The sequence below is a fragment of the Rhodococcus sp. MPR-R1B genome (genome assembly GCF_058793255.1).
Genome location: NZ_JBXAFO010000006.1, coordinates 202,975 through 220,373 on the forward strand (window position 1 = coordinate 202,975; position 17,399 = coordinate 220,373).

At 63.7% G+C, this 17,399-nt stretch carries 19 protein-coding genes; 15 read left to right on the plus strand and 4 right to left on the minus strand.

The genetic code is table 11. From position 1 onward, the window contains the following. Position 1: 1 nt before the first annotated feature. Both AC1Q61_RS11345 and dapD read right to left on the minus strand, forming a co-directional pair. The gene (locus tag AC1Q61_RS11345; protein WP_063316838.1) at positions 2-1,384 is read right to left on the minus strand and encodes an amino acid permease; all 1,383 of its coding nucleotides are present in this window, start codon (positions 1,382-1,384) and stop codon (positions 2-4) included. Continuing rightward, positions 1,384-2,337 (minus strand): 2,3,4,5-tetrahydropyridine-2,6-dicarboxylate N-succinyltransferase, encoded by a 954-nt coding sequence (gene dapD, locus AC1Q61_RS11350; protein WP_019749368.1) that lies wholly within the window; start codon positions 2,335-2,337, stop codon positions 1,384-1,386. The genes AC1Q61_RS11345 and dapD overlap by 1 nt, the downstream gene beginning before the upstream one ends. A gap of 49 nt (positions 2,338-2,386) precedes the next feature. Here dapD and dapE point away from each other — a divergent pair, with 49 nt between their 5' ends. The 10 genes from dapE to AC1Q61_RS11400 all read left to right on the plus strand — a co-directional run bounded on the left by dapE (position 2,387) and on the right by AC1Q61_RS11400 (position 10,836). Beyond that, a complete protein-coding gene (gene dapE, locus AC1Q61_RS11355) occupies positions 2,387-3,457 on the plus strand; it encodes a succinyl-diaminopimelate desuccinylase (RefSeq protein WP_030536946.1) in 1,071 nt (356 codons plus the stop codon). A gap of 16 nt (positions 3,458-3,473) precedes the next feature. Continuing rightward, positions 3,474-4,277, plus strand: coding sequence for an LOG family protein (locus AC1Q61_RS11360; RefSeq protein ID WP_003945176.1), 804 nt, complete (start codon positions 3,474-3,476; stop codon positions 4,275-4,277). Further along, a complete protein-coding gene (locus tag AC1Q61_RS11365) occupies positions 4,271-4,828 on the plus strand; it encodes an LOG family protein (RefSeq protein WP_492650966.1) in 558 nt (185 codons plus the stop codon). The genes AC1Q61_RS11360 and AC1Q61_RS11365 overlap by 7 nt, the downstream gene beginning before the upstream one ends. Positions 4,829-4,940: 112 nt before the next feature. Beyond that, positions 4,941-6,713 (plus strand): long-chain-acyl-CoA synthetase, encoded by a 1,773-nt coding sequence (locus tag AC1Q61_RS11370; RefSeq protein ID WP_042923358.1) that lies wholly within the window; start codon positions 4,941-4,943, stop codon positions 6,711-6,713. 30 nt (positions 6,714-6,743) lie between these two features. Next, entirely contained in the window at positions 6,744-7,643 is a 900-nt protein-coding gene (gene folP / locus AC1Q61_RS11375; protein WP_070161742.1) for a dihydropteroate synthase, read from the plus strand. Beyond that, positions 7,640-8,581, plus strand: a complete 942-nt coding sequence (locus AC1Q61_RS11380; RefSeq protein WP_042923362.1) for a glucosyl-3-phosphoglycerate synthase — start codon at positions 7,640-7,642, stop codon at positions 8,579-8,581. Before folP ends, AC1Q61_RS11380 begins: the two co-directional genes overlap by 4 nt. Before the next feature lie 32 nt (positions 8,582-8,613). Next, the gene (locus AC1Q61_RS11385) at positions 8,614-8,991 is read left to right on the plus strand and encodes a DivIVA domain-containing protein (protein ID WP_003945181.1); all 378 of its coding nucleotides are present in this window, start codon (positions 8,614-8,616) and stop codon (positions 8,989-8,991) included. Next, positions 8,991-9,560: a DNA-3-methyladenine glycosylase I gene (locus AC1Q61_RS11390; RefSeq protein ID WP_003945189.1), complete on the plus strand. Its 570-nt coding sequence runs from the start codon at positions 8,991-8,993 to the stop codon at positions 9,558-9,560. Before AC1Q61_RS11385 ends, AC1Q61_RS11390 begins: the two co-directional genes overlap by 1 nt. A gap of 151 nt (positions 9,561-9,711) precedes the next feature. Continuing rightward, positions 9,712-9,879, plus strand: a complete 168-nt coding sequence (locus AC1Q61_RS11395; RefSeq protein ID WP_003945169.1) for a DUF3117 domain-containing protein — start codon at positions 9,712-9,714, stop codon at positions 9,877-9,879. Positions 9,880-9,996: 117 nt separating this feature from the next. After that, positions 9,997-10,836 (plus strand): putative RNA methyltransferase, encoded by an 840-nt coding sequence (locus tag AC1Q61_RS11400; protein WP_058228132.1) that lies wholly within the window; start codon positions 9,997-9,999, stop codon positions 10,834-10,836. Between the two features lie 6 nt (positions 10,837-10,842). Here AC1Q61_RS11400 and glgA read toward each other — a convergent pair whose 3' ends face one another. Further along, entirely contained in the window at positions 10,843-12,015 is a 1,173-nt protein-coding gene (gene glgA / locus AC1Q61_RS11405) for a glycogen synthase (RefSeq protein ID WP_042923364.1), read from the minus strand. Between the two features lie 132 nt (positions 12,016-12,147). Between glgA and glgC the strand changes: the two genes are divergently transcribed. Then, the gene (gene glgC, locus AC1Q61_RS11410; RefSeq protein WP_003945185.1) at positions 12,148-13,362 is read left to right on the plus strand and encodes a glucose-1-phosphate adenylyltransferase; all 1,215 of its coding nucleotides are present in this window, start codon (positions 12,148-12,150) and stop codon (positions 13,360-13,362) included. Here the strand turns inward: glgC and AC1Q61_RS11415 are convergent. Beyond that, on the minus strand, positions 13,359-13,994 hold the full coding sequence (locus AC1Q61_RS11415) for an O-methyltransferase (RefSeq protein WP_007736091.1): 636 nt from the start codon (positions 13,992-13,994) through the stop codon (positions 13,359-13,361). The two genes, glgC and AC1Q61_RS11415, sit on opposite strands and share 4 nt — an antisense overlap. A gap of 330 nt (positions 13,995-14,324) precedes the next feature. On the opposite strand from AC1Q61_RS11415, the gene sigE reads away from it, so the two are divergent. The 4 genes from sigE to tatB all read left to right on the plus strand — a co-directional run bounded on the left by sigE (position 14,325) and on the right by tatB (position 17,354). Next, the gene (sigE, locus tag AC1Q61_RS11420; RefSeq protein WP_029255812.1) at positions 14,325-14,921 is read left to right on the plus strand and encodes an RNA polymerase sigma factor SigE; all 597 of its coding nucleotides are present in this window, start codon (positions 14,325-14,327) and stop codon (positions 14,919-14,921) included. A gap of 52 nt (positions 14,922-14,973) precedes the next feature. After that, complete coding sequence (locus AC1Q61_RS11425) at positions 14,974-15,333, plus strand: hypothetical protein (RefSeq protein WP_003945180.1); 360 nt, start codon at positions 14,974-14,976, stop codon at positions 15,331-15,333. Positions 15,334-15,363: 30 nt separating this feature from the next. Next, positions 15,364-16,887, plus strand: coding sequence for a trypsin-like peptidase domain-containing protein (locus AC1Q61_RS11430; protein ID WP_374195732.1), 1,524 nt, complete (start codon positions 15,364-15,366; stop codon positions 16,885-16,887). A 74-nt stretch (positions 16,888-16,961) separates the two neighbouring features. Then, positions 16,962-17,354, plus strand: a complete 393-nt coding sequence (gene tatB, locus AC1Q61_RS11435; protein ID WP_003945177.1) for a Sec-independent protein translocase protein TatB — start codon at positions 16,962-16,964, stop codon at positions 17,352-17,354. Positions 17,355-17,399 lie beyond the last annotated feature (45 nt).

The window sequence follows — 17,399 nt, forward strand, 5'->3', positions numbered from 1 at the left end:
ATCAGACGGGCTGATTCTGCTTACGCCAACGGGCGTTCAGGAAACCCAATGCCGCGATCACGAGGAACAACACGGTGGTCGAGATCAACTGTGCACGGGCATCGGCGTCGAAGAGCATGAGGACGACGAACACACCGAGCATCGCGAGTGTCGCGTAGCTCAGATACGGGAACAGCCACATCCGAACCGTCAGCTTGCCCGACGCTTCGAGTTGTTTTCGCAGTCGCAGATGCGAGACGACGATGAAGATCCAGATGACCAGCAGCGCAGCGCCGACTGCGTTGAGCAGGATGCCGAGCAGGTCGTCGGGGAGCAGCCAGTTGAGCAGGACGCTGACGAAACCGAAGAACACCGACAGCAGAACGGCATTGGTCGGAACTCCGGTGCTCGACAGTTTCGCCATGAAGGCGGGTCCGTCGCCGCGGCGCGAAAGTGAGAACGCCATGCGGGAGGTGCCGTAGATGTTGGCGTTGAAGGCGGAAAGCAACGCCACCACTACGACGAGTTCCATGAACCCGGCAACGCCTGGAATGTTCGCCTTGTTCAGGACGGCCACAAACGGGCCGCTCTCGAGTTCGGGGTCGTTCCAGGGCAGCACCAGAACCATGATCGAGATGGCGCCGATGTAGAAGACGCTGATGCGCCACACGACGCTCCGGACAGCGACGGCGATGGAGCGTTCCGGATTCTCGGATTCGGCTGCGGCGATGGTGACGATCTCGATCCCACCGAAGGCGAATGCCACGACGAGAAGTCCTGCGGCAATGCCGGACAGCCCGTTGGGCATGAAGCCGCCCTGGCCGAACAGATTGCTCGTACCGACCGGGTCGGTATCGGGCAGGAGGCCGAACACCAGCAGGACACCGATGATCAGGAAGCCGATGATGACGGTGACTTTGATTGCGGCGAACCAGAACTCGAACTCACCGAAGTTGCTGACTTTCGCCAGGTTCACCACGGCGAAGAACACCACGAAAACCAGGGCGACAACCCATTGCGGGATCGACGGCACCCAGTCGTTCACGATCGCCGAAGCCCCGGTGATCTCGGCGCCCAGCACCATGATCAGCATGAACCAGTAGAGCCAGCCCATCACGAAGCCGGCCCACTCGCCGATCCCCAGGCGCGCGTAGTGAGAGAAGGAACCGCTGGCCGGGATCGCGGCGCCCATCTCGCCGAGCATGCGCATCACGAACACCACGACGGCGCCCGCAAGGATGTAGGAGATCAGGACGGCCGGCCCGGCCTTGGCGATACCGACGCCGGTTCCGAGGAACAGGCCGGCGCCGATGGCCGAGCCCAGGCCCATCATCGTCAGATGGCGGACCTTGAGACCGTGGCCGAGAGCAGTGGTTGTTCCGTCGGAGACGTCGGTGCTACTCATCAGTCGTTGGCGTGCAAAGCAGCGTTCAGTTCGACGCCGGTGCCCTTCCACGGCACGACCTCGACGGCACCCGAGACCGAGTTACGACGGAAGAGAAGGTTCGACTTGCCGCTCAGTTCCTTGGCCTTGACGACGGTTCCGTCCGGGCCGGTGACCTTGGTGCCGGCGGTGACGTAGAGGCCCGCTTCGAGGACGCAGTCGTCGCCGAGCGAAATGCCGAGGCCGGCGTTTGCACCGAGGAGGCAGCGCTTGCCGAGGGAGATCGTTTCCTTGCCTCCACCGGAGAGGGTGCCCATGATCGAGGCGCCGCCGCCCACATCGGATCCGTCGTCGACGACGACGCCCGCGGAGATGCGGCCTTCGACCATCGAGTTGCCGAGGGTGCCGGCGTTGAAGTTGACGAAGCCCTCGTGCATGACGGTCGTTCCGCTGGCGAGGTGTGCACCGAGTCGGACACGGTCCGCGTCACCGATGCGAACTCCGGACGGCACGACGTAGTCGACCATGCGGGGGAACTTGTCGACGCTGAACACGGTCACGACGCCGCGGATGCGTAGACGCGAGCGAACCTGCTCGAAACCTTCGACGGCGCACGGGCCGAAGTTGGTCCACACGACGTTGCTGAGCAGGCCGAACTGGCCGTCGAGGTTGACACCGTGGGGTGCGACGAGACGGTGCGAGAGGAGATGGAGGCGCAGGTAGACGTCATGTGCGTCGACCGGCGCCTTGGAGAGATCGGCGATGGTGGTGCGCACGACGACCTGCGATACCTCGCGAGCGTCATCAGTGCCTGCCAGCAGTGCAAGATCGGAAGGAATATCTGTTCCCTCGACGTTCTCGGTACCGGTCTTGTCGAATGTTCCCAGCTCCGGTGCCGGGAACCAGGTGTCGAGGACGGTTCCGTCCGCGGTCACGTTGGCGATACCTACTGCTGTTGCTCCCTGTGCGCTCACGGGACTAGAGATTACTGGGTGGTGGGTGCACCGGCCTAGGCTGGTGCGTGTGAGCATCCTCGATCTTGCTTCGGACCCCATCGACTTGACGGCCGCCCTGGTCGACATCCCCAGCGTCTCGCACGACGAATCCGTCATTGCGCAGGCTGTCGAGGATGCGCTGCGTGAGCAGACTTCGGGCTTCGAGATCATCCGCAACGGCAATGCCGTGTTGGCGCGTACGTCGCGTGGTTTGCCCAGTCGGGTCATGCTCGCCGGACATCTGGATACGGTGCCGATCGCGGACAACGTTCCTTCGCGGCGTGACGGCGACATCCTGCACGGCTGCGGGACCGTGGACATGAAGTCGGGCGACGCGGTCTTCCTACACCTTGCGGCCACCATCGAGAACCTGGCCCACGATCTGACCCTCGTCTTCTACGACTGCGAAGAGATCGCCGCAACGTACAACGGCCTGGGACGGATCGAACGCGAGATCCCGCAATGGCTCGCGGCGGACGTCGCAATTCTCGGTGAGCCGACGGCCGGTTTCATCGAGGCCGGGTGTCAGGGCACGATGCGGGTGCGGTTGACGGCTTCGGGAACTCGCGCCCATTCGGCCAGGTCCTGGCTGGGGGACAATGCCATTCACAAGTTCGGCGGAGCGTTGGAGCGGTTGTCGAGTTACCAGCCGCGCTCGGTCGACATCGACGGTTGCGGCTACCGCGAGGGCTTGTCGGCGGTGCGGATCTCCGGTGGCGTCGCCGGAAACGTCGTCCCGGACGAAGCCGAGATGGACGTCAATTTCCGATTCGCGCCCGATCGCAGCGAGGTACAAGCCGAGGCGCACGTGCGCGAAGTGTTCGACGGTCTGGGCCTCGGATTCGAGGTCACCGACTCCTCGCCCGGCGCGCTGCCCGGCTTGGCGAACCCGTCCGCTGCCGCCCTGATCGAGGCGGCCGGTGGTCAGTTCCGTGCGAAGTACGGGTGGACCGACGTGTCCAGGTTCTCGGCGCTCGGCATTCCTGCCGTGAACTACGGACCGGGTGATCCGAACCTCGCGCACAAGCGCGACGAGCACGTTCCGGTGCAGCAGATCACCGACGTCGCGGCCGTGCTGAGGAAGTATCTGTCGGCCTGACCGTTAGCCTTGCCGCATGGCACCAGAGAAGAATTCGGCTTCGAAGAAGCAGAGCTCGTCGATCAAGCACCGCGGGCCGGTTCAGCTTCGACGCAAGCGCAAGGACGAGAAGACCACGACGGATCAGCGCTTGCTCGACAAGCGCGGACCCACGGATTGGGTACACACCGATCCGTGGCGTGTGCTGCGTATCCAGAGCGAATTCATCGAAGGTTTCGGCGCACTCGCCGAGGTCCCGCGTGCGGTGACGGTGTTCGGTTCGGCCCGCACCACGGTCGATCATCCCGAGTACCAATCCGGGCGCGAGCTGGGAACGGCGTTGGCCGAGGCCGGGTACGCCGTCATCACCGGTGGTGGGCCAGGAGTGATGGAAGCTGCCAACCGCGGTTGCAGTGAGGCCGGCGGGTACTCGATCGGCCTCGGCATCGAGTTGCCGTTCGAGCAGGGACTCAACGAGTGGGTGGATCTCGGAATCAACTTCCGGTACTTCTTCGCACGCAAGACGATGTTCGTGAAGTACTCCCAGGCATTCATCTGCCTGCCGGGTGGCTTCGGAACACTCGACGAGCTGTTCGAGGCACTCACCCTGGTGCAGACCCACAAGGTCACGCGCTTCCCGATCGTCCTGTTCGGTACCGAGTACTGGTCCGGACTCGTCGATTGGATCCGCGGCACCCTCGAGCGTGACGGCAAGATTTCCGAAGGTGACGTGAACTTGCTGCACGTCACCGACAGTGTGGAAGAAGCAGTACGAATCGTCCTCAACGCCGACAAGGGCGTCGACGAGGCCGCAGATCTGGGGAAAGAAGAAGAATGGTGACCGATTCCGACAAGAAGTACTCGATCTGCGTCTACTGCGCGTCGGGTCCGGTGGACGAATCGTTCCTGGCATTGGCGTCAGAAGTGGGAACCGCGATCGGTCGACGCGGATGGCAGTTGGTCTCGGGTGGCGGCAACGTGTCGATGATGGGCGCTGTCGCCGAGTCCGCTCGCGCGGCGGGTGCCTGGACCGTCGGCGTCATCCCGAAAGCCTTGGTGCACAAGGAAGTTGCCGACGTCGATGCCGACGAACTGATCGTCACGGACACCATGCGCGAACGCAAGAAGCTGATGGAAGACCACGCCGACGCGTTCATCACGCTGCCCGGCGGAATCGGGACGCTGGAAGAGTTGTTCGAGACGTGGACCGCCGGCTACCTGGGAATGCACGAGAAACCTGTCGTGATGCTCGATCCCGTCGGCCACTTCACCGGCCTGCTCGAGTGGTTGAACAAGCTCGACGGGACCGGCTTCGTCGGGCGTCAGGCGCTGGACTCTCTGCTGGTGAGGACGGACGTCGAGGCCGCGCTCGACGCGTGCGTCAAATCCTGATCAGACGCGTGCGTGAAACCCTGACCTGGGGCATGGCGGGCTTTATTACCGTGCAGTAAGGTGGCCGCAGACTGGGCGGCCGAATGGGCGCCGGATACGTGTTAGGGGAGCCATGAGTTCGGAAGCCCGTTCGACCGTCGGCCTGCTCGATCTGGCGGCAAAACTGCCGTCGATGATCACCGAGGTGCCGATCCTGGCGCGGGGGGCCGCCGGGCTCACCCGTAAGCCTTCGGCCAAGGAATCGATCGGGTTGATCTTCCAGAAGGCCGCGCACGCGCACCCGTCGCGCCCGTTCATCCGGTTCGAGGGCCACGCGACCAGTTACGCGGAAGCCAACGAACTGGTGAACCGCTACGCGGACGTTCTCCGTGGTCGAGGAGTCGACCGCGGAGACGTCGTCGGAGTGCTGGCAAAGAACACTCCCGAAGCGCTGCTGATCGCCTTGGCCGCGGTAAAACTCGGCGCGGCAGCGGGCATGCTGAACTACAACCAGCGCGACGACGTTCTGGCACACAGCCTTACGCTCCTCGACGCGCGGGTCCTGGTGGTCGCCGACGAGTGCGAAGGAGCCCTCGAATCGTTGCCCGCCGGATTTAGCGGACCGAACCAACTTCTCGTCAGCGAACTCGCGGATCTGGCGAAGACGGCTGATCCGTCCAACCCCGCGGTCACCGCCGAGGTGCTGGCAAAGGAGAAGGCGTTCTACATCTTCACCTCGGGCACCACCGGAATGCCCAAGGCCAGCTTGATGACTCACTTCCGTTGGCTGAAGTCGATGTCGGGCCTCGGGTTGATGGGCGTGCGCTTGCGCGGCTCGGACACCCTGTACTGCTGCCTGCCGCTCTACCACAACAACGCGTTGACGGTCTCGCTGTCCTCGGTGCTCGCGTCCGGTGCGACAATCGCGATCGGACGTCAGTTCTCGGCCTCGCGGTTCTGGGACGACATCGCACTGAACAAGGCGACCGCGTTCACCTACATCGGCGAACTGTGCCGCTATCTGCTCAACCAGCCGGTCAAGCCGACCGACAGCGACAATGCTGTTCGGCTGATGGTGGGTAACGGTCTGCGCCCTGAGATCTGGGCCGAATTCACCCAGCGGTTCGGCATACCCCGCGTCGCCGAGTTCTACGGTGCGAGCGAATGCAACATCGCGTTCGTCAACGCACTCAACGTCGACAAGACAGCAGGCATCTGCCCGTTGCCGCACGCCGTCGTGGAGTTCGACGAGGACACCGGAAAAGCGTTGCGTGGAGCCGACGGTCGACTCCGCAAGGTTTCCACGGGTCAGGTCGGACTCCTGCTGTCGAAGGTCACCGACCGGGCGCCTTTCGACGGTTACACCGACGAAGCGGCGAGCAACAGCAAACTGGTACGCGGCGGATTCAAGGACGACGACACCTGGTTCGACACCGGAGACCTGGTGCGCAAGCAGGGATGGGGCCACGTCGCCTTCGTCGACCGCCTCGGCGACACCTTCCGTTGGAAGGGAGAGAACGTCGCCACCACGGAGGTCGAGGGCGCGCTGAGTTCGCACCCGGCCGTCGAGGAAGCAGTTGTCTACGGCGTCGAGATTCCGGGCACCGACGGTCGCGCGGGCATGGCGGCGGTCAAGCTGCGGGACGGTCAAAGCTTGGAGGGAAGTGAAGTCGCGGCACACCTCTACGGCAAGCTCCCCAACTACGCGGTCCCGCTGTTCATCCGCATCGTCGACTCACTCGAACACACCAGCACTTTCAAGTCGCGCAAGGTGGAATTGCGCAACGAGGGCTACGACGTCGGCGCCGACACTCTGCACGTTCTCGAAGGCCGTGAGGGTGGTTACGTGGACTCGTACGACGAATACGTCGGAAAGGTCGCGGCGGGCTCGGTACCCAAGGGCTAGACCGAGTTCCGTCATGCCAGTATGAGTGGCATGTCTTCACTCCCCGGTTCTACCGCGCAGCCAGGTCCGGCGCCCACCCTGTGTGGGCGTCGAGTCGCGGTCGACCGTGCACTGGTGATGGCCATCGTCAACCGCACTCCCGATTCCTTCTACGACCAGGGCGCGACGTTCTCGGATTCGGCAGCGATGGCCGCCGTCGACAGGGCCGTCGACGAGGGCGCCGATCTGGTGGACATCGGGGGAGTGAAAGCTGGGCCCGGCGACCTCGTCGACGCCGACGAAGAGGTCAGGCGAGTCGTTCCGTTCGTCGCCGCGATCAGAGCCAAGTACCCCGAGCTGATCATCAGCGTCGACACCTGGCGGAGCGGCGTCGCGCGGTTGGCACGCGCCGAAGGCGCCGACCTGATCAACGACACGTGGGCGGGTGCGGATCCCGACCTCGTCCTGGTTGCTGCCGAGACTGGTGCCGGGATCGTCTGCTCGCACACGGGTGGCGCGGTTCCGCGCACCCGCCCGCATCGTGTCCGCTACGACGACGTCGTCGCAGATGTGGTCACCGAGGTCGTGTCGGCGGCAGAGCGCGCCCTGGCACTCGGGGTTCCGCGTGACGCGATCCTGATCGATCCCACCCACGATTTCGGTAAGAACACCTTCCACGGGCTCGAGTTGTTGCGGAAAGTGGACGTTCTTGTAAACACCGGGTGGCCAGTGCTGATGGCGCTGAGTAATAAGGACTTCATCGGGGAGACTCTTGGTGTGGAGCTTTCCGAGAGGTTGGAGGGAACATTGGCAGCGACAGCAATGGCCGCGGCGGGCGGCGCCCGGGTGTTCCGTGTTCACGAGGTGGCGTCCACCCGTCGAGTCGTCGACATGGTGGCCGCGATCCAGGGACGCCGTGCCCCGGTACGTACGGTTCGAGGTCTGGCATGAGCATCACCGGTGCGGGCCCGACCCGCGTATGGGCAGACGCCAACAGTTGGGACCATCCGAGTTGGACGGTCGCCGAGCTCGAACGGGCGAAGGGTGGCCGAACCGTCTCGGTGGTGTTGCCCGCACTCAACGAAGAGGACACCGTTGCCGCGGTGGTCGACACCATTCATCCGTTGCTCGGTGGCCTGGTCGACGAGTTGATCGTTCTCGATTCCGGTTCGACCGACAGAACCGCCGAGCGTGCTCGCGCTGCTGGAGCAACGGTGATCAGTCGTGAGAGCGCGGTCCCGTCCATCCCGCCGACTGCGGGCAAAGGTGAGGTGCTCTGGCGTTCGGTCGCCGCAACGACCGGTGATCTGATCGCATTCGTCGACTCCGATCTCATCAATCCCGATCCGGCGTTCGTGCCCAAACTGCTGGGGCCACTGCTCACGGTTGACGGCATCCATCTGGTGAAGGGCTACTACCGCCGTCCGCTGCGCGTGAGCGGCACGGAGGATGCCAACGGCGGCGGGCGAGTCACGGAATTGGTTGCGCGGCCCATGTTGGCCGCGCTGCGGCCGGAACTCACGTCGGTACTGCAACCGCTTGGCGGTGAATACGCGGGCACCCGTGAGCTGCTGTCCGCTGTCCCGTTCGCGCCCGGCTACGGCGTCGAGATCGGTTTGCTGCTCGACACGTACGACACGTTGGGGCTGGCGGCGATCGGTCAGGTCAATCTCGGCGTGCGCAAGCATCGCAACCGGCCGCTCGCCGACCTCGGCGTGATGAGCCGGCAGATCATCGGAACGATGCTCATGCGGTGCGGGATCGAGGATTCGGGTGCCGGGTTGACCCAATTCCTGGTCGACGGCGATTCTTTCGTGCCCGAGACCACCGAGGTTTCGCTACTCGATCGACCCCCGATGAATTCGATAGTGCGCACCGCGGGGGTCTGACCGCTCACACTCGGGTATGGGAGTATCGGTCCATGATGACGATCCTCCTGTACCTGATTGTCATGGCTCTGGTCGGCGCGATGATCTTCCTCGCCGCCAGCGCTGTGTTCGGGCGCTCGGAAGAGCTGCCGCCGCTGCCTCCTGGCACGACGGCGACCGTACTCCCGGCAGAGGACGTCACCGGGGCGGATGTCGACGCGCTGCGTTTTCAGCAGGTGCTGCGTGGCTACAAGGCGAGTGAAGTGGATTGGGCCCTGCATCGCCTCGGGTTGGAAATCGATTCTCTGCGTGCACAACTGGGCCGTGACGAGCGGTCTGAGGTCCTGGTGAAAGCGGATGCTCCGGCCAAGGCAGAAGCATCGCAGGAGGAGCCTGAGACCGTATCCGAATCGAAGGATTCCCAGGGCTGATGGCCGACGGACTGGTTCGGTGCGGCTGGGTGGTCGAGACGCCCGGCGACACGCTCTACCGCGACTATCACGACGAGGAGTGGGGGCGTCCGCTGCACGGGCGCGACGAACTGTTCGAACGACTCGCCCTCGAAGCATTCCAATCGGGACTTTCGTGGATCACGATTCTGCGCAAACGCGAGGCGTTCCGCGAAGCCTTCGACGGGTTCGATCCGGACAAGGTCGCAGCGTACGGAGTTGCGGATGTCGAGAGATTGCTCTCCGATGCCGCGATCGTCCGCAATCGCGCGAAGATCGAGGCGACGATTTCCAACGCCCGAGTGCTCGTGAATTCGCCCGATCTGGACCTCGATTCGTTACTCTGGTCGTTCTCGCCGCCTCGACGCACCAGAAGACTGACATCAATTGCAGAGGTTCCCGCGGTCACTCCCGAGTCGACTGCCATGGCTAAGGAACTCAAGCGGCGCGGGTTCAAGTTTGTGGGTCCTACCACGGCTTATGCGCTCATGCAGGCCACCGGAATGGTCGATGATCACGTGGCTGATTGCTGGGTTCCGGCGCAGGTGTGACGGTCGACTGAACACCCCTAAATGTGACTCAGATTCCCGGTTCCCGCATCCATAGGGAACAATGGAGGGTACGAGCCTCGCTGATTGTTGGCGGGGCGCACCGTTAGTCGAGGCGCAGAGCAATGCAGCGCAGATCTGGAGGGAGCAGAGGATGGCGGCCATGAAGCCCCGGACCGGGGACGGTCCCCTCGAAGCAACCAAAGAGGGACGAGGAATCGTCATGCGGGTTCCACTCGAGGGTGGCGGACGCCTCGTCGTCGAGCTGACCCCGGATGAAGCTGCAGCGCTCGGTGTGGAACTCACGAACGTCACCAGCTAGTCGGGTCCAGGTTGTAGCAGTACGAACAACAGCACGTGATTGCACGCAGGCTCCGTATCCGTTTCGGTACGGGGCCTGAAGTGTGTGCGCACCGCCGGTAGCCGAAAGGACGGATCAATGCTTGCCGCCGTGATCGATCTTCTGTCCTGCCCGCAGTGTGCTGCTGATCTGGAATTGGTGGACGGCGCCGCCGAGTGCGACCGCGGACATCGATTCGATATCGCTCGTCAGGGTTACGTGAGCCTGATCAGTGGCGGTGCCACGAAGTTCACCGGCGACAGTGCCGAGATGATTGCCGCGCGTGCACGATTGCTCGGCGCCGGCCACTTCGGCCCGCTGATGGATGCCGTCACCCGGGCCTGCGCGACGACGGCGGGGTCGGATCCCGCGCGGATCGTCGAAATCGGCGCAGGCACAGGACAATACCTCGCACACGTCGTGGATTCGCTGCCTGATTCTCGGGCGATAGCCTTGGACGTGTCCAAGTTCGCGGCCCGGCGTGCCGCGAAGGTCCACGAAAGAATCGGTTCGATCGTCGCAGACGTCTGGCAACCACTGCCCATTCGCGGCGGAGCGCTCTCTCATGTGCTCTGTGTGTTCGCTCCTCGTAACGGTCCGCAGTCCCATCGAGTTCTCGCCGAAGACGGCGCTCTGGTGGTCCTGACGCCCACCGACAGGCATCTGCGCGAGCTGATCGACATTCTCGCGATGGTCCGGGTCGACGACCGCAAAGTGGAACGTCTCGAATCGTCGATGGCCGGATACTTCGAGCGTGTGAGTAGCGACGAGGTCGAGTTCACGATGTCACTCTCACACCAGGACGTCCTCGACTTGGTGGGGATGGGACCGTCGGCGAGACACCTGACGCCCGCCGATCTGGCTGCCGCCGTGGAGAAGCTGCCGCAGCCGAGTACCGTCACCGCGTCGGCGACGGTCTCGACCTATCGCAAGATCTGACGCGGATCAGCGTCTCGTGACGGCGTCCGCGTAGACCTCGAGCGTCTGCTTGGCGATTTCGGCCCAGGAGAACTCGTCGATCGCACGGATCCTGCCCGCACGACCCATCGCGTCGGCGCCTTCTCGGTCGGCGACAACGGCATTGACGGTGGCCGCGAGCGATTCCTCGAACGCGTTCGGCTCGTAGGCGTTGTAGTGCACGAGTCGACCGGTGACGCCGTCGGCGACCACCTCGGGGATGCCGCCGACGTCGGAAGCGACCACGGCGGTCTCACACGCCATGGCTTCGAGATTGACGATCCCGAGGGGTTCGTACACCGAAGGGCAGACGAATACCGTTGCTGCCGAAAGTATTTCCCTGATCTGCTCGGTCGGGAGCATCTCGCGCACCCAGTAGACATTGCCCCGGTGCCGGGCGAGTTCGGCCACCGCCTTCTCCGTCTCGGCGGCGATCTCCGGCGTATCGGGAGCGCCGGCGCACAGCACGAGCTGAATCTCCGGGTCGAAGTGGTGGGCTGCCGCGACGAGGTGCCCGACGCCCTTCTGCCTCGTGATGCGTCCGACAAAGGCCACGATGGGTTTCGCCGGGTCGACGCCGATCGACGCGAGTGCGGACTGTGCTCCCGGCGCAGATCCCCCGGGATGCCATACCTCGGCGTCGATTCCGTTGCGGACTACGTGAACGCGACTCGGATCGACAGCGGGGTACGCGTCGAGGACGTCGAGTCGCATACCGGAACTGACGGCGATGATCGCGTCTGCGTGCTCGACGGCGTTGCGTTCGGACCACGACGAGATCCGATAGCCGCCGCCTAGCTGTTCGGCCTTCCACGGGCGTCTGGGCTCGAGTGAGTGCGCGGTGAGGATGTGCGGCACGTCGTAGAGAGCCGACGCGAGATGCCCGGCCAGTCCGGTGTACCAGGTGTGGGAGTGGACGATGTCGACACCGGCCGCGGCGTCCGCCATGCGCAGTTCGGTGGAGAGCGTCGTCAGGGCCGGGTTGGATCCGGCGAGAGCGGGGTCGGGAGAGTGGACGATCGCGCCTTCGCGCGGGGCGCCCATGCAGTGCACGTCGACCTCGCACAGCCGTTTCATCTGAGCGACGAGCTCGGTTACGTGTACTCCTGCGCCGCCGTAGATCTCCGGCGGGTATTCCTTGGTCATCATCGCGACTCGCACGCGCTAAACCTAACCGCCCGTGGTCGATCCGGCTACCGATCACGTTATCCCCGACCGTTCGGAGGGGGACACGATCGGACCTCTCGGACTGCTTCGCTAGCGGGAGTTCACCAGTGCGGATAGGTTAGCGGTGTGAGAAGCCAGCCGCATGTGCTTGGAATCGTGCTCGCCGGGGGCGAGGGCAAACGCTTGTATCCGCTGACCGCGGACAGAGCGAAGCCCGCAGTGCCCTTCGGAGGTGCATATCGACTTATCGACTTCGTGTTGAGCAACCTTGTCAACGCGGGATATCTGCGTATTTGTGTGTTGACGCAATACAAGTCACATTCACTCGACCGCCACATTTCGCAGACGTGGCGATTGTCCGGGTTCGCGGGTGAGTACATCACCCCGGTCCCGGCCCAGCAGCGGCTCGGGCCGCGCTGGTACACCGGCAGTGCCGACGCAATCCTGCAGTCGCTCAATCTCGTTTACGACGAGGACCCCGAGTACATCGTGGTTTTCGGTGCCGACCACGTGTACCGGATGGATCCGGAACAGATGGTTCAGCACCACATCGAATCCGGGGCAGGCGTGACGGTCGCGGGTATTCGTGTACCGCGAAGTGAGGCTTTTGCTTTCGGCTGCATCGACAGTGACGAGTCCGGACGCATCACCCAGTTCCTGGAAAAGCCCGCCCATCCTCCCGGGACACCGGACGACCCCAATTCGACATTCGCGTCCATGGGTAACTATGTGTTCACCACCAAGGTACTCGTGGACGCCATCCGCGCTGATTCAGAGAATTCCGATTCCGATCACGACATGGGCGGAGACATCATTCCCGCCTTGGTCGCCGCGGGTGAGGCGTCGGTCTACGACTTCAAGGACAACGTCGTTCCCGGCGCCACCGATCGAGACCGCGGTTACTGGCGTGACGTCGGTACCCTCGACGCCTTCTACGACGCTCACATGGACCTGGTGTCGGTGCACCCGATCTTCAATCTCTACAACCGTCGCTGGCCCATCCGCGGCGCCACCGAGAATCTCGCGCCCGCAAAGTTCGTGAAGGGCGGACTCGCGCAGGAATCGGTGGTCGGTGCTGGGTCGATCCTGTCCGCGGCGACCGTGCGCAATTCGGTACTCAGTTCCAACGTGATGATCGAGGACGGTGCGACCGTCGAGGGCAGCGTGCTGATGCCGGGTGTGCGCATCGGCAAGGGTGCCGTCGTACGGCGAGCGATCCTCGACAAGAACGTCGTCGTCGGTGACGGCGAAATCATCGGCGTCGATCTCGAACGTGACCGCGAACGATTTGCCGTCAGTCAGGGTGGCGTCGTCGCCATCGGTAAGGGCGTCTGGATCTAGAGCTTGCTCGCGCAGAGGAGGCCGTCACCGAGGGGGAGGAGGACCCGAATGAGTCGCTCGTCCTCGGTCACGGCCTTTGCTGCTTCTCGGACCGCCACCGTTGTCGCGTCGCGAGCGGAGCTGTCGGCAACGCGGCCGTCGGCCAGGGCGTTGTGCAGAACGATGACACCGCCGGAGCGCAGCAGGCGGACGCCTTCGCGGACGTAGTGGGGGTGGTCGATCGCGGCGCAGTCGACGAACACCAGGTCGTAGCCGCCGTCGGCGAGCCGGGGAAGTACGTCGAGAGCCCGTCCGTTGATCAGGCGAGTGCGTGCCGGAGCGATTCCGCTTTCGCGGAAGGTCAGCTTGGCCGCCCGCTGGTGTTCGGGTTCACTGTCGATCGTGGTCAGGACGCCGTCGTCGCGCATTCCGTGCAGAAGCCACAGGCTGCTCACGCCGGCTCCGGTACCCACCTCGACGGCCGTCTTCGCGTCGAGCATCCTCGCGAACATCGCGAGCGTCGCACCGACGGCGGGCGTCACCGGATGGGCTCCGAGATCCAGCGCTCGATCTCGCGCCGCGGTCAAAATCTCGTCCTCGGAAACTACGTCCTCGACGTGGCGGAGTATCTGTTCGGCGTGGGTCACGCTCATGAGGTTATCGGGCGGTTCGGATTGTCGCTGCAAGGCGCGCAGTCACCAGGATTCTCAGGAATCCCTCAGGCTCCTCATATGGCGTGCACACCGCGATGAGAAAAGGTGTATACATCGCCGGATCGAAGATCGCACGGCGGTATCGATTTCTACCAAGTTGATCTTTCGCAGCTCGGTGATCGGGAACAAATCACAGCATCGGCTGGTTCTCCCGAATATCGCGCATCACGTGATTCGGACAACGCGGTGATCGAACTACGCGATCCCGAGCAGGAGGATCAACTTATTTACCAGGTCAACGACGAGCCTCGCCCTCGAGAGTCGGAAGTTTTGACGACGGAATCGGCTGTGGATTCCGAGTTGATCGGCACTGCTGTGTTCGATGCAACTGGTGAGAAGTCCTCCATGCCGTCTTGGGACGAACTCGTGCGTCAGCACGGTGACCGGGTGTACCGCCTGGCCTACCGGTTGTCAGGCGATGCCCAGGATGCCGAGGACTTGACGCAGGACACCTTCATCCGGGTGTTCCGCTCGCTCTCCGATTATCAGCCCGGAACTTTCGAGGGCTGGTTGCACCGCATCACCACAAACCTGTTCCTCGACATGGTTCGCCGACGCAATCGCATCCGTATGGAAGCGCTGCCCGAGGACTACGACCGCGTTCCCTCGCCCGGTCCCGACCCCGAGCAGATCTACCACGACGCGCGCCTCGACGCAGGTCTGCAAGCCGCACTGGACTCACTCGCACCTGAATTTCGTGCCGCTGTCGTGCTCTGTGACATCGAAGGTCTGTCGTACGAGGAAATCGGTGCCACACTGGGAGTGAAGCTCGGAACGGTTCGTAGCCGTATCCATCGTGGGCGACAGGCGATTCGTGATCATCTGGCAGCGCAGCGCGCAGCCGAATCCGAACTCGTCGGTTTCTGACGGTCGGGTTCGAGCTACAGAGCGGGACGTGGTCAATCACCTGGAGGGACGAATGACGGAGGCGCGGGCACATCGCCAGTTCGGTTCGACCGAACATCTGGCCAGCGAGGCAATCGCTGCCTACGTCGACGGAGAACTCCGAATGCAGGCCTACTTGCGGGCCTCGCATCACATCTCGATCTGCGCCGAGTGCGCTGCGGCCGTCGATGCTCAGCAACAGGCACGTGGTGCGCTGCGTCGAAGCGGCGAGATGACGATGCCGTTGTCCCTGGTGGGACTTCTCAGCCAGATTCCCTCGTGCAACAGTCCGACTACCGGGCCGAATTCGGAAAACGCCGACAGTTCCGTCGGTAATCAACCCGCCGGCTTCTCCACCATCAGCAAGAGGTTGTCCCGTCGCTGGCGCAAATGACGCCGCGCGCCAGCTTCCCGGCGCGGATCAGTGATACTGGACCATGTGACTGACGGAAAAAGGGGGCACTCCGGAGTGAGTTCGGATTCTTCGGCAAACGGTTCGGTGGACAGACCGGCAGATGCGCCGGTTCTCGACCCCCGTCCGGTCTATCGACCCCAGATCGATCCGGCCTCGCGCCAGGTGTTCGGTCGGCCGAGTGGAGTCGAGGGCTCGTTCACTCCGGTGGCCGCGCGATCGACTCCGTCCTCCGATGTCGTGATCGGGACTCCGGACCCGGTTCTGGCCGAAGCGTTCGGTCGACCCGCAGACGCCACCGAGTCGATCGGTCGCGATCCCGAGGCGACGGCGAACAACACGCCCGACGAAGAACCGCCGCGTGATCCGTGGCGTGATCCTGAATCCGCCGTCTCGCTGGGCAAGCCCGCAGAGTCCGAGGCGCCGGTGCAGTTGCCTCCCGCCCAGAAACTCGACGTGCGTGAGCTGTTGTTCGGTCGCAAGGTCGCCCCCTCGGCGCTGGCCGCGCTTGCGGGCATGGCGCTTGTCATCGCTCTCGTCGGTGGATTGCTTGCCACTGTCATCACTGCCGATCGCAGTTCACTCACCAGCTCACGTGTCACGCTCGTTCAATCCGGCGGTGGGGAACAGCCGGAGTCTCAGGTGGCGAAGGTCGCCGACGCCGTACTGCCATCCGTGGTGTCGATTCAGGTCGCCGTCGGTGACCAGGGCAGCACGGGTTCCGGTGTGGTCATCGACGGCGCCGGATACATCGTCACCAACAACCACGTGATCTCCTCGGCCGTTCCGCCCGCTCAGGACGCGAAGATCCAGGTGATCTTCTCCGACGGAACCAAGACCGACGCCCAGATCGTCGGACGTGATGTCAAGACAGACCTCGCAGTGCTCAAGGTGTCGGCGAACAATCTGACGGTCGCTCAGCTCGGAAAATCCGAGGATGTACAGGTGGGCGACGACGTCGTCGCCGTCGGCTCACCGCTCGGATTGAGCAAGACCGTCACCCGCGGAATCGTCAGTGCACTGAACCGGCCTCTGCGGTTGTCGGGTGAAGGCACCGACACCAACGCCGTCATCGACGCCGTCCAGACCGACGCGGCGATCAACCACGGCAACTCCGGTGGTGCGCTCGTCGACGACGAAGCCCGCGTCATCGGCATCAACACCGCAATGCTCAGTGAGTCCGGCGGTTCGGTCGGGCTCGGCTTCGCGATTCCGATCGACACGGTGACCGAGGTGGCGCAGACCATCATCCGCGACGGCAAGGTTCATCACCCCGACATCGGCGTGAATGCCCGCACCGCGGTCAACGACGCGACCAGTGGTGCGGCAGTGGCCAATGTCCGCGACGGCAGCCCCGCTCAACGTGCGGGGATCGTCGAGGGGGACGTCATCGTCAAGGTCGGTGACCGACCGGTGACAAGCGCCGACGAATTGGTGGTTGCGGTCAACGCGACGACCGTCGACCAACCCGTCAACGTTCAGTTGATCCGCGACGGACGGCAGGTCGACATTTCGGTCACGCCGGTGTCGGACTGATCGGCCCCTGCGATCTTCCTGTGAGGTTGATCCGGACATGCGCGCACCGAGCGAGCACACAGTAGGCTGACCCTGTGTTTGGCAACATCGGTTGGGGCGAGTTCATGATCCTCCTCGTAGCGGCTCTGGTCATCTTGGGACCTGAGCGGCTTCCTGGTGCGGTCTCCTGGGTCACGAAATCCCTGAGGCAGGTGCGCGAATATGCTTCGGGCGCTTCCAATCAGCTCAAGGAGGAACTGGGCACCGATTTCGAGGATCTGCGTAAACCGCTCGCAGATCTGAACAAGCTGCGCGGAATGACGCCGCGCGCTGTGATCACCCAGCACCTCCTCGACGGCGACGACTCCATCTTCACGGGCAACTTCGACAAGAAGCCGCAGAGCGGAGTACAGGAGCCGAAGACGCTGTCGAAGGACAAGCCACTCACCGCCGGCGAACGTCCTCCTGTGGACTTCGACGCCACCTAGATTCGACATACGCAAGGGCGCCTGTCACCGATCGGTGACAGGCGC